Below are 12,441 nucleotides of genomic sequence, written 5' to 3' on the forward strand. Positions count from 1 at the left end.
TGTGAGAGTAGGTCATCGTCAAGATTAAATTCCGAAACCCCTATCTGCACATGCAGGTAGGGGTTTTGTCTTTTCCGCGATCGAAAGTCCCGCCACTGTGGCGGCGGGCGTGCCCTGCAATACCCTCGCCCCGACACCCCGCGAGGGCGGGCAAGTTCATTCCTGCACTTTGTAAACCACAAGACTGCCGCCTAGCTGATTTCACCACGCGAACCCAGCACCGTGTATCGGTTAGAATACCGGCCTTGTGTTGACTCAGAAGTTCACTATGTCTGACCCTGTCGATTCCCATCAACTTGTTGACCTTCCTCTGGATCAACTGGTGGCGTGTCACGAGTGTGACCTGCTTATGCGCAAGCCTGCGCTAAAGCTGGATGAAAAAGCACATTGTCCGCGCTGCGGCTACGAGCTTTTCGCTCATCGCCATAATGTTGTCCAGCGTAGCCTGGCATTGGTTCTCGCCGCGTTGCTGCTCTATATACCGGCGAATTTCCTACCTATCATGCAACTCCATCTACTGGGTCAGAGTGCCGACGACACGGTCTGGAGTGGCGTGGTGGGGCTGTTCAACACCGGGATGCCCGAAGTGGCGGTCGTTGTGTTTCTTTGCAGCATGGCCATCCCGTTACTCAAGTTGCTATGTCAACTTGCGGTGTTATTGAGCATTCGCCTCAACGTCGGACGCAGTTATGGCTTGTTGCTGTACCGGATTTATCACCACATGCGTGATTGGGGCATGCTCGAGGTGTACTTCATGGGCGTGCTGGTTGCGATGGTCAAGTTGGTCGACCTGGCAGAGCTTAGCCTCGGCCTTGGGCTTGCCTGTTTTATCAGTCTGTTATTGATCCAGGTGTGGTTGGAGGTAGTGATGTCGCCTCACCAGATCTGGAGTGCGTTATCGGGGGAAGATCTGCATGCGTGCGATTGATGCCGGCATTTTAATTTGTGGTGAATGCCACGAGCTTAATCGTCAGGAGCCAGACAGTAATTCGCAAACCTGCACCCGCTGCGGTGCAATTGTGCATGCGCGTAGGCCCAATAGCCTGACCCGTACATGGGCGTTGCTGCTTACCTCGGCCATTCTCTACGTTCCGGCCAACATACTGCCGATCATGACGGTCAACACGTTAGGGCAGGGCGAGCCGGACACCATCATGTCGGGTGTCATTACGCTGATTAAGTTCGGCATGTTGCCGATTGCGGCGGTGGTGTTCATTGCCAGCATTCTGGTGCCCACCTTCAAATTGGTGGGTATTGGCCTGCTGCTTTATTCGGTGCAGCGTAAGCAGCCGTTGTCGGCGCGGCAGCGAATATTGATGTATCGCTTCATTGAATTTATCGGACGCTGGTCGATGCTGGACATCTTCGTGATCGCCATTCTGGTGGCGGTGGTGAATTTCGGCAGGATCGCCAGTATCGAAGCTAATCTGGGCGCCGTCGCCTTCGCCAGTGTGGTGATCCTGACGATGCTCGCTGCAGTAACTTTCGATCCCCGACTGATTTGGGATAACACGGAGTCGGATGACGACCATGAGTGATTTGCCTACGGCTAAAACCCGCCCAGCTTCAAACTGGTCGGCTATATGGATACTGCCCCTGATTGCCTTGGTAATTGGCGGTTGGCTTGGATGGCAGGCATACCGCGATGCGGGGGTGAGCATTCAGGTTCGCTTCGAAAGTGGCGAGGGTATTGTTGCCAACAAGACTGAAGTTGTCTTCAAAGGCATGTCGGTGGGTAAAGTCAAAGAGCTGGTGTTGGATGCCGAGGGCAGTAATACCGGTGTAGTAGCCACCATTGAAATGAACAAGGAAGCCGAGTCGCACCTGAACAGCGGCACACGCTTCTGGCTGGTCAAGCCAAGTGTCAGCCTGGCGGGTATCACTGGACTTGAGACGCTGGTGTCGGGCAACTACATCGCAATCAGTCCAGGAAAGGGGGAGCCGAGCAAGCGCTTCAAGGCGTTGGATGAAGCGCCGCCGCTCTCGGATAGCGAGCCAGGCCTGCACCTGACCCTCAAGGCTGATCGACTGGGTTCGCTCAATCGCGATAGCCCGGTGTTCTACAAGCAGATTCAGGTCGGTAAAGTTAAAAGCTACCGGTTGGCCGATGACCAGGGCACGGTGGAGATCAAGGTCTTCATCGAGCCGGCCTATGCCGATCTGGTGCGCAAACACACGCGCTTCTGGAACGCCAGCGGCATCAGTATCGATGCTAATTTGTCCGGGGTGAAAGTACGCAGTGAGTCACTGGCCAGTATCGTTGCCGGCGGAATTGCATTCGCGACGCCTGAACACCGTAAAGACAGCCCGGCAACCGACCCGAATCTGCCGTTCCGCCTGTTCGAAGATTTCGATGCCGCGCAGGCGGGTATCCGTATCAAGGTCAAGCTGGCCGATTTCGAAGGACTGCAGGCTGGTCGTACCCCGGTTATGTACAAGGGTATTCAGGTGGGGTCGCTGAAAATCCTGAAAGTCGATGCCGATCTCACCAGTGCAATGGCTGAGCTGACCCTGGATCCATTGGCCGAAGACTATCTGGTCGACGGAACGCAGTTCTGGGTGGTCAAGCCCTCGATTTCCCTGGCGGGCATCACGGGGCTGGAGGCACTGGTAAAAGGTAACTACATTGCCATCCGCCCGGGTGAGAAGGGTGCCTCTCCGCAGCGCGAGTTTGAAGCGCGGGCCAAAGCACCGCCGCTCGATTTGAAAGCGCCGGGTCTGCATCTGGTGTTGTTCAGTGACAACCTGGGTTCGCTGGAGGTGGGTAGTCCGGTGCTATACCGTCAGGTCAAGGTTGGCTCGGTGCAGAGCTACCAGTTCTCTAAAAAGAGCAAACGCCTGTTGATCGGTGTGCATATAGAGAAGGAGTACGCCAATCTGGTCAACGGTTCGACGCGTTTCTGGAACGCCAGCGGTATCACCCTTACCGGTGGCCTGTCGGGCGTGCAGATCAAGAGCGAGTCGCTGCAGAGTCTGATGGCGGGAGGTATTGCGTTCGATACGCCAACGCCTGACGTGCCACTCAAGCGTCGTATCCCAAGTTTCCGCCTGCATCCGGACCAGGAGGCCGCCAACCGCAGTGGCACCACCGTGACTATTCGCGTGGAGCGTGCAGATGGCCTCAAGGTAGGCACGCCGATTCGCTTCAAGGGGTTGGATGTTGGCAAGGTCGAGCAGGTTGATCTGACCCGTGACCTGCAGGCTGTCCTGCTCAAGGCGCGCATTACCGAAGTGCCTGAGCGCATCGCTCGTGAAGGTACGCAATTTTGGGTGGTCAAACCTGCTCTGGGCATCGTCAAGACTGCAAACCTGGAAACCCTGGTGACGGGGCAGTACCTGGAAGTGCAGCCTGCAGCGAAGAGCTTGGGGCCGCAGACCACGTTCAATGCGCTACCCCAGGCTCCGGACTTCTCAGCGCGTGAAGCAGGCTTGGCATTGGTGCTCAGTGCACCACGGCGGGGTTCGATCAAGCCAGGGGTGCCGGTTACCTATCGTGAGATCCCGGTAGGTAAGGTCACTGGTTTCGAGCTGGGCCAAACTGCGGATCGAGTGTTGATCCACATTCTTATCGAGCCGCGCTACGCCGCGTTGGTAAGAAGCGGAAGCCGATTCTGGAACAGCAGTGGGTTCGGCTTCGAGGTTGGTTTGTTCAAGGGCGCTACGGTGCGTACAGAGTCTCTGGAGACGCTTATCGAGGGTGGCATAGCCTTCGCCACGCCGGATGGAGAAAAGATGGGCAATCCGGCCAGGCCGCAGCAGACGTTCGCCTTGTTTGATAAGTCTGAAGAGGAATGGCTGCAGTGGGCGCCAAAGATTCAGATCGGTAAGTAGTAGCCAATGGTTAGCCCCGCTTGCGCAGGATTATCACTGCGCAAGCGGTTGGCGAAGATTCGGGAGGGGCGTTGCTAATGCTCCAACAGAAAACACCAAATCGCAGACAACAAAAAACCGACCCTAAGGTCGGTTTTTTAACAAGCGTGTCGCTTAGGCAGCTGCAGCGAGCTTCAGTGCCTTGATGTGGCCATTCAGACGGCCTTTATGGCGAGCAGCCTTGTTCTTGTGGATGATACCTTTATCGGCCATACGGTCGATAACTGGAACAGCCAGGATGTAAGCAGCTTGCGCTTTTTCGGCGTCTTTTGCGTCAATGGCTTTAACCACATTCTTGATGTAGGTACGAACCATGGAACGCAGGCTGGCGTTGTGGCTGCGACGCTTCTCAGCCTGTTTTGCACGTTTTTTGGCGGAAGGTGAGTTGGCCACCGTCGAGCTCCTCGAAAGACTTGGTAAATAGCAAACAAAATAGGCCGCGAATCATGCCGATGAGTTGATCGGTTGTCAAGGGCACTTGCATGGATCCGCTGAGTGGTTGTTCCGAACAAGGGAGAGATTCCCTTCTGCGGTACGACCTGTAAACTCGGGAGCTTTTGCTCTGCTTGCGTTGCGGCGCGGAGTATCGCACAACTGCGCGCGTTGCGGCACAGCCCTTTATCTTTAGGCGTAAAAAACTTTCAATGAATCTTCTGAAATCCTTGGCCGCCGTCAGCTCCATCACCATGATTTCGCGGGTGCTGGGCTTTGTGCGCGATACCATCCTGGCGCGAGTGTTCGGTGCCGGGGTCGCTACCGACGCCTTCTTTATCGCCTTCAAACTGCCCAACCTGCTGCGACGAATATTCGCCGAGGGAGCGTTTTCTCAGGCTTTCGTGCCAATTCTGGCCGAGTACAAGACTCAGCAGGGCGAGGAGGCGACGCGAACCTTCATTGCCTATGTCAGCGGCCTGCTGACCCTGGTGCTGGCCCTGGTCACCGCGCTGGGCATTCTGGCGGCGCCTTGGGTGGTATGGGTCACGGCACCTGGCTTTGTCGACGACGGTGACAAATACCAACTGACCACCGACCTTCTGCGCGTCACCTTCCCTTATATACTGCTGATCTCGCTTTCTTCGCTGGCCGGGGCCATTCTCAATACCTGGAACCGTTTCTCGGTACCAGCTTTTGTGCCAACCCTGCTGAACGTGGCGATGATCGCCTTCACCCTGTTCCTCACTCCGTACTTCGACCCGCCGATCATGGCGCTGGCCTGGGGGGTACTGGCGGGTGGCCTGGCACAACTGTTGTACCAACTGCCTCACCTCAAGAAGATCGGCATGCTGGTGCTGCCACGCCTGAACTTGCGTGACTCGGGGGTATGGCGGGTACTCAAGCAGATGCTTCCGGCAATCCTCGGGGTATCGGTCAGCCAGATCTCGTTGATCATCAATACCATCTTCGCCTCGTTCCTGGTGGCAGGCTCGGTTTCGTGGATGTATTACGCCGACCGTCTGATGGAACTGCCTTCAGGGGTGCTGGGCGTGGCTCTGGGTACCATCCTGCTGCCAACCCTGGCCAAGACCTACGCCAACCGTGATCGCCACGAGTATTCACGAATCCTCGACTGGGGCCTGCGCCTGTGTTTCCTGTTGGTGCTTCCGTGTACCCTGGCGATGGCGATTCTGGCCGAGCCATTGACCGTTGCGCTGTTCCAGTACGGCAAGTTCTCCGCCTTCGACGCAGCCATGACCCAGCGAGCGCTGATCGCATACTCGGTCGGTTTGCTGGCAATCATTCTGGTGAAGGTGCTGGCTCCCGGCTTTTATGCCCAGCAGAACATTCGTACCCCGGTTAAGATCGCGATATTCACCTTGGTCTGCACCCAGCTGTTCAACCTGGCCTTCATCACGCACCTGCAGCACGCTGGCCTGGCCTTGGCCATCAGCCTTGGCGCCTGCCTGAACGCCGGTCTGTTGTACTGGAAATTGCGTCAACAGAATCTGTTCCAGCCGCAACCAGGCTGGGCCAAGTTCCTGGTCAAGCTGGTGCTGGCAGTGCTGCTGATGTCGGCAGTCCTGCTGGTTGGGATGCATTACATGCCGGCCTGGGCAGAAGGACAGATGCTTGAGCGCTTTTTGCGCCTGGGCGTGCTGATTCTGGCGGGTGTGATGACGTATTTCGGCAGTTTGTTCGTGTTCGGTTTCCGCCCGCGTGACTTTGCACGCAAGGCACTGCATTGAGCCGAGAACACGGCCAGACGTCGGTTTTTTCTATTCCATGCTTCGGGGTTACGCTGCTGCCTGTCACCAGCGCCCGGGTGTGGTTATAATCGACCACTTTATGAGCAAGAAGCGCGTTATGCAGCTGGTTCGAGGCCTTCAAAACCTGCGCCCCCTGCACCGGGGCTGTGTCGCCACTATTGGCAACTTCGACGGTGTTCACCGTGGCCACCAGGCAATCCTGGCGCGCCTGCGTGAGCGTGCGGTAGAGCTGGGTGTACCCAGCTGCGTGGTGATTTTCGAGCCGCAGCCGCGCGAGTACTTTGCCCCGGACACCGCGCCGGCCCGCTTGGCCCGCTTGCGTGACAAGGTCGCGCTATTGGCCGCTGAAGGCGTGGACCGGGTGTTGTGCCTGGCTTTCAACCAGCGTTTGAGCAAACTCAGCGCCGCCGAGTTCGTCGATACCATTCTGGTCGACGGCCTGGGCGTCAAGCACCTGGAAGTGGGTGACGATTTCCGCTTCGGTTGCGACCGCGTCGGAGACTTCGAGTTTCTCCAACAGGCGGGCTTGAGTCAGGGCTTCACCGTTGAAGCGGCGCAAACCGTCGAACTCGATGGCATGCGGGTGAGCAGCACGCAGGTGCGTGACGCACTGGCCAAGGCCGATTTTCCTCTGGCTGAACGACTGCTCGGACGTCCATACCGCATTACCGGTACGGTGTTGCATGGACAAAAGCTGGCGCGCCAACTGGGCACGCCGACCGCCAACATACAGCTCAAGCGTCATCGCGTACCGCTGACCGGTGTCTACCTGGTCAGTGTCGAACTCGATGGCAAGGCTTGGCCCGGCGTCGCCAACATCGGCGTGCGGCCAACCGTTTCAGGTGATGGCCGTGCCCACCTGGAAGTGCATCTCCTGGATTATGCCGGCGATCTTTATGGCCGGCGCCTGACGGTGGAATTCCACCACAAGCTGCGCGACGAGCAGCGTTTCGCCTCCCTGGAGGCGCTGAAGTCGGCGATCGATGCGGATATCGCCGCCGCACGTGCCCATTGGCACGCTCAACCGCTAACGAAGAGCCTGAAATGACCGACTATAAAGCCACGCTAAACCTTCCGGACACAGCCTTCCCGATGAAGGCCGGCCTGCCACAGCGCGAACCGCAGATTCTGCAGCGCTGGGACAGCATTGGCCTGTACCAGAAGCTGCGTGAAATTGGTAAGGATCGCCCGAAGTTCGTGCTGCACGACGGCCCGCCCTATGCCAACGGCAAGATTCATATCGGTCATGCGCTGAACAAAATTCTCAAAGACATGATTGTCCGCTCCAAAACCCTGTCCGGTTTTGATGCCCCTTATGTTCCGGGTTGGGACTGCCACGGCCTGCCCATCGAGCACAAGGTTGAGGTAACTCACGGCAAGCACCTGACTGCCGACAAAACCCGCGAGCTGTGCCGTGCATACGCTGCCGAGCAGATCGAAGGACAGAAGACCGAGTTCATCCGTCTGGGTGTGCTGGGTGACTGGGACAATCCGTACAAGACCATGAACTTTGCCAACGAGGCCGGTGAAATCCGCGCCCTGGCCGAGATGGTCAAGCACGGCTTCGTATTCAAGGGCCTCAAGCCCGTGAACTGGTGCTTCGATTGCGGTTCGGCCCTGGCCGAGGCCGAGGTCGAATACGCCGACAAGAAATCGCAAACCATCGACGTCGCCTTCCCGGTGGCCGATGAAGCCAAGCTGGCCACTGCGTTCGGTCTGGCTTCGCTGGCCAAGCCCGCTGCGATTGTGATCTGGACCACTACGCCATGGACCATTCCAGCCAACCAGGCGCTGAACGTACACCCGGAGTTCACCTACGCCCTGGTCGATATCGGCGACAAACTGCTGGTTCTGGCAGAAGAGCTGGTTGAGGCGTGCCTCAAGCGTTACGCGGTGCAGGGCTCGGTAATCGCCACTGCTCCAGGCTCGGCGCTGGAACTGATCAATTTCCGCCACCCGTTCTACGATCGCCTGTCGCCGGTTTACCTGGCTGACTACGTCGAGCTGGGTGCCGGTACTGGCGTGGTTCACTCGGCTCCTGCTTACGGTGAAGACGACTTCGTTACTTGCAAGCGCTACGGCATGGTCAACGACGACATTCTGACCCCAGTGCAAAGCAACGGCGTTTATGTGCCGTCGCTGGACTTCTTCGGCGGCCAGTTTATCTGGAAGGCCAACCCGGCCATCGTCGAGAAGCTGTCGGAAGTCGGTGCACTGATGCACACCGAAACCATCAGCCACAGCTACATGCACTGCTGGCGCCACAAGACGCCGCTGATCTATCGCGCCACGGCGCAATGGTTCGTCGGCATGGACAAGCAGCCTGACAATGGCGACACCCTGCGCAAGCGTGCGGTCAAAGCCATTGAAGAAACCAAGTTCGTTCCGGCCTGGGGCCAGGCGCGCCTGCATTCGATGATCGCCAACCGTCCAGACTGGTGCATCTCGCGCCAGCGTAACTGGGGTGTGCCGATTCCGTTCTTCCTCAACAAGCAAACCGGTGAGCTGCACCCGCGCACTGTCGAGCTGATGGAAGAGGTTGCCAAGCGCGTCGAACAAGAGGGTATCGAAGCCTGGTTCAAGCTGGACGCCGCCGAGCTGCTGGGCGAAGAAGCGGGTCAGTACGACAAAATCAGCGACACCCTCGACGTCTGGTTCGATTCCGGTACCACTCACTGGCACGTACTGCGTGGCTCGCACAGCATCGGTCACGACACCGGCCCGCGTGCCGACCTGTACCTGGAAGGTTCCGATCAGCACCGTGGCTGGTTCCACTCCTCGCTGCTGACCGGCTGCGCCATCGACAACCATGCGCCGTACCGCGAGTTGCTGACTCACGGCTTCACCGTCGATGAGAACGGTCGCAAAATGTCCAAGTCGTTGGGTAACACCATCGAGCCGCAGAAGGTCAACGACACCCTAGGTGCCGACATTTTGCGCCTGTGGGTATCGGCTACCGACTACTCCGGTGAAATGGCTGTTTCCGAGCAGATCCTGCAGCGCAGCGCCGATGCTTACCGCCGTATCCGTAACACCGCGCGGTTCCTGCTCTCCAACTTGTCCGGTTTCGACCCGGCCCGTGACCTGCTGCCGGCCGAAGACATGCTGGCGCTGGATCGCTGGGCGGTCGACCGTACCCTGTTGTTGCAGCGCGAGCTGGAAGAGCACTACGGCGAATACCGCTTCTGGAACGTCTACTCGAAGATCCACAACTTCTGCGTGCAGGAGCTCGGTGGCTTCTACCTGGACATCATCAAGGACCGTCAGTACACCACCGGTGCCAACAGTGTTGCCCGGCGTTCCTGCCAGACCGCGCTTTACCACATCAGCGAAGCGCTGGTGCGCTGGATCGCGCCAATCCTGGCCTTCACCGCTGACGAACTGTGGCAGTACCTGCCAGGCGAGCGCAACGAATCGGTGATGCTCAACACCTGGTACCAGGGTCTGACCGAGCTGCCGGAAGGTTTCGAGCTGGGTCGCGCCTACTGGGAACGCGTGATGGCCGCCAAAACTGCGGTCAACAAAGAGCTGGAGAACCAGCGTTCAGCCAAGGCCATCGGTGGCAACCTGCAAGCCGAAGTGACCTTGTTCGCCGACGATGCCCTGAGCGCCGACCTGAACAAGCTGGGTGACGAGCTGCGTTTCGTGCTGATTACCTCGGCCGCAAGCGTTGCGCCATTCGTCCAGGCGCCAGCCGATGCGGTCGAGACTGAAGTACCTGGCCTGAAGTTGAAAGTGGTCAAGTCTGCGCACACCAAGTGCGGTCGTTGCTGGCACTTCCGCGCCGACGTTGGCGCGAACCCGGAGCATCCGGAAATCTGTGCCCGTTGCGCTGACAACATCAGCGGCAAGGGTGAGGTGCGCCACTATGCCTAACCCTGCTGTCGGGCGCTTCGGGCGCCTAGGCTGGCTATGGTTGAGCCTGCTGGTCCTGGTCATTGACCAGGCCAGCAAGTTCTATTTCGAAGGCGCGCTGAGCCTGTACCAACAGATCGTGGTCATTCCTGACTACTTCAGTTGGACCCTGGCCTACAACACCGGTGCAGCATTCAGTTTCCTGGCCGACAGCTCTGGCTGGCAGCGCTGGCTGTTCGCCTTGATCGCCTTGGTGGTCAGTGCAGTGCTGGTGGTCTGGCTCAAGCGCCTGGGGCGCAACGAGACCTGGCTGGCCGTGGCGCTGGCACTGGTGCTGGGTGGCGCGCTGGGCAACCTGTATGACCGTATCGTGCTGGGCCATGTCGTCGATTTCATCCTGGTGCACTGGCAGAACCGTTATTATTTCCCGGCCTTCAACGTGGCCGACAGCGCCATTACCGTGGGTGCGGTGATGCTTGCGCTGGATATGTTCAAGAGCAAGAAGTCCGGAGAACCCGTCCATGACTGAGACCCGCATAGGCCAGAACACCGAAGTCAAATTGCACTTCGCACTGCATCTGGAAAACGGCGACACCGTCGATAGTACGTTCGACAAATCGCCGGCTGTGTTCAAAGTTGGCGACGGCAACCTGCTGCCGGGCTTTGAAGCGGCAATCTTCGGCTTCAAGGCCGGAGACAAGCGCACCGTTACCGTCCAGCCGGAAAACGCTTTTGGTCAGCCCAACCCGCAGAACGTACAGATCATTCCACGGTCGCAATTCAACGACATGGAGCTTTCCGAAGGTTTGCTGGTGATCTTCAACGATGCTGCCAATGCTGAACTGCCAGGTGTGGTCAAGGCATTCGATGACGCCCAGGTGACCATCGACTTCAACCATCCACTGGCCGGCAAAACCCTGAACTTCGAGGTGCAAATCCTCGAAGTCACAGCGCTTTGAGCCCGGAGCCGAGCATGCAAATCAAACTCGCCAACCCCCGCGGTTTCTGCGCGGGCGTGGACCGGGCGATTGAGATCGTCAATCGCGCGCTGGAGGTTTTCGGCCCGCCGATTTACGTACGTCACGAAGTGGTGCACAACAAATTCGTGGTCGAAGACCTGCGCGCGCGCGGGGCGATCTTCGTCGAAGAGCTGGATCAGGTGCCGGATGACGTCATTGTCATCTTCAGTGCCCACGGTGTTTCCCAGGCTGTGCGCCAGGAAGCAGCAGGGCGCGGCCTGAAGGTTTTCGATGCGACCTGTCCACTGGTTACCAAGGTGCATATCGAGGTAGCGCGCTACAGCCGCGACGGTCGCGAATGCATCCTGATTGGCCACGAAGGCCATCCGGAAGTCGAAGGCACCATGGGCCAATACGACGCCAGCAACGGCGGTGCGATCTATCTGGTCGAGGACGAGGAAGATGTCGCCCAGTTGCAGGTCAATAACCCGGATAAGCTGGCTTTCGTTACCCAGACCACCTTGTCGATGGATGACACCGGTCGGGTTATCGACGCCCTGCGTGCACGCTTCCCGAACATCGGCGGTCCGCGCAAGGACGACATTTGCTACGCCACCCAGAACCGCCAGGATGCGGTCAAACAACTGGCCAACGAATGCGATGTGGTGCTGGTAGTGGGCAGCCCCAACAGTTCCAACTCCAACCGCTTGCGCGAGCTTGCCGAGCGCATGTCAACGCCGGCCTACCTGATCGACGGCGCCGAAGACCTGCAAAAAAGCTGGTTTGAAGGTGTCGAACGAATTGGTATCACTGCCGGTGCTTCTGCACCTGAAGTGCTGGTACGCGGCGTGATCGAACAATTGCGTGCCTGGGGTGCCACGGGTGCCGAAGAGCTGGATGGACGCGAAGAGAACATCACTTTCTCGATGCCCAAGGAATTGCGCGTGCGTTCATTGATCTGACCCGGCAGCCGCGCAAAGCGGCTGTTCGCTCAGCGCATCACGCAGGCTGACTCTTCCGCTGCGTGACAGCACCACCTGATAGTGACTCAGTGCTTCGGGACGTTGGCACACATGCAACGTCCCGGCCTGGAAGGCGCCGTTGTCCAGTAACGGCACGCCCAGGCCACTGAAGCTCACTTGCCGGGCCACCGGCTGGTTGCCGACAACAATCACGCGTTCATTGCCATGCCATTGCTGCAGCAACTGCGGGCTGTCGTGCTCAACCACCATCCTCCAGCCCTGACTCCAGTCTGACCCCAGCGCTTGCAGGCGCACCACGCTATTGCGCAGCAGCGCTTCACTGCGTGCCGTGCGCAAGGCTTGGGCCAGATCTGTGGCGACCATCTGCCGTTGTAGCCCGGCGCTCATCGCGCTGTAGGCCGGAACCCCAAGCTGTGTAAGCAGCCCCAGCAGGGCCGATGCGAACAAAATTTGTATCAGTGTTACGCCCTGTTGCCTCACCGTGCATTCCTCCCTGGAAGTGCTTCGCTGTAGGTTCAAGGCTCGCATTGCTGGCGTCCAGTCAGTCGGGTTGGCAAGGGACTGTGGAAA

At 58.5% G+C, this 12,441-nt stretch carries 11 protein-coding genes; 9 read left to right on the plus strand and 2 right to left on the minus strand.

Annotation, left to right across the window (positions count from 1 at the left end; all coding sequences use genetic code 11):
• The first annotated feature begins 268 nt into the window (after positions 1-268).
• The 3 genes from V0R60_RS26190 to V0R60_RS26200 are packed head-to-tail and all read left to right on the plus strand — an operon-like array spanning position 269 to position 3,831.
• Entirely contained in the window at positions 269-928 is a 660-nt protein-coding gene (locus V0R60_RS26190; protein ID WP_136474475.1) for a paraquat-inducible protein A, read from the plus strand.
• Positions 915-1,538: a paraquat-inducible protein A gene (locus V0R60_RS26195; RefSeq protein ID WP_136474476.1), complete on the plus strand. Its 624-nt coding sequence runs from the start codon at positions 915-917 to the stop codon at positions 1,536-1,538. Before V0R60_RS26190 ends, V0R60_RS26195 begins: the two co-directional genes overlap by 14 nt.
• The gene (locus V0R60_RS26200) at positions 1,531-3,831 is read left to right on the plus strand and encodes a PqiB family protein (RefSeq protein WP_330080026.1); all 2,301 of its coding nucleotides are present in this window, start codon (positions 1,531-1,533) and stop codon (positions 3,829-3,831) included. Before V0R60_RS26195 ends, V0R60_RS26200 begins: the two co-directional genes overlap by 8 nt.
• Before the next feature lie 153 nt (positions 3,832-3,984).
• Here V0R60_RS26200 and rpsT read toward each other — a convergent pair whose 3' ends face one another.
• Positions 3,985-4,263: a 30S ribosomal protein S20 gene (rpsT, locus tag V0R60_RS26205; RefSeq protein ID WP_136474478.1), complete on the minus strand. Its 279-nt coding sequence runs from the start codon at positions 4,261-4,263 to the stop codon at positions 3,985-3,987.
• Between the two features lie 251 nt (positions 4,264-4,514).
• Here rpsT and murJ point away from each other — a divergent pair, with 251 nt between their 5' ends.
• The 6 genes from murJ (at position 4,515) to ispH (ending at position 11,850) form a co-directional block, all read left to right on the plus strand.
• The gene (gene murJ / locus V0R60_RS26210) at positions 4,515-6,053 is read left to right on the plus strand and encodes a murein biosynthesis integral membrane protein MurJ (RefSeq protein ID WP_330080027.1); all 1,539 of its coding nucleotides are present in this window, start codon (positions 4,515-4,517) and stop codon (positions 6,051-6,053) included.
• 118 nt (positions 6,054-6,171) lie between these two features.
• The gene (gene ribF, locus V0R60_RS26215) at positions 6,172-7,122 is read left to right on the plus strand and encodes a bifunctional riboflavin kinase/FAD synthetase (RefSeq protein WP_168198429.1); all 951 of its coding nucleotides are present in this window, start codon (positions 6,172-6,174) and stop codon (positions 7,120-7,122) included.
• Positions 7,119-9,950: an isoleucine--tRNA ligase gene (gene ileS / locus V0R60_RS26220; protein ID WP_330080028.1), complete on the plus strand. Its 2,832-nt coding sequence runs from the start codon at positions 7,119-7,121 to the stop codon at positions 9,948-9,950. Before ribF ends, ileS begins: the two co-directional genes overlap by 4 nt.
• On the plus strand, positions 9,943-10,458 hold the full coding sequence (lspA, locus tag V0R60_RS26225; protein ID WP_330080029.1) for a signal peptidase II: 516 nt from the start codon (positions 9,943-9,945) through the stop codon (positions 10,456-10,458). Before ileS ends, lspA begins: the two co-directional genes overlap by 8 nt.
• Complete coding sequence (fkpB, locus tag V0R60_RS26230) at positions 10,451-10,888, plus strand: FKBP-type peptidyl-prolyl cis-trans isomerase (RefSeq protein ID WP_136474483.1); 438 nt, start codon at positions 10,451-10,453, stop codon at positions 10,886-10,888. The genes lspA and fkpB overlap by 8 nt, the downstream gene beginning before the upstream one ends.
• Before the next feature lie 14 nt (positions 10,889-10,902).
• Positions 10,903-11,850 carry a 4-hydroxy-3-methylbut-2-enyl diphosphate reductase gene (ispH, locus tag V0R60_RS26235; RefSeq protein ID WP_203479384.1) on the plus strand — a complete coding sequence of 316 codons (948 nt, stop codon included), beginning with the start codon at positions 10,903-10,905 and terminating at the stop codon, positions 11,848-11,850.
• On the opposite strand, the gene V0R60_RS26240 is transcribed toward ispH, so the two are convergent.
• Positions 11,839-12,318: a GspH/FimT family pseudopilin gene (locus tag V0R60_RS26240; RefSeq protein ID WP_256658320.1), complete on the minus strand. Its 480-nt coding sequence runs from the start codon at positions 12,316-12,318 to the stop codon at positions 11,839-11,841. The two genes, ispH and V0R60_RS26240, sit on opposite strands and share 12 nt — an antisense overlap.
• Between the last annotated feature and the right edge of the window lie 123 nt (positions 12,319-12,441).

Source organism: Pseudomonas auratipiscis, from assembly GCF_036324085.1.
In the GTDB taxonomy this organism is placed as follows: Bacteria; Pseudomonadota; Gammaproteobacteria; order Pseudomonadales; family Pseudomonadaceae; genus Aquipseudomonas; species Aquipseudomonas auratipiscis.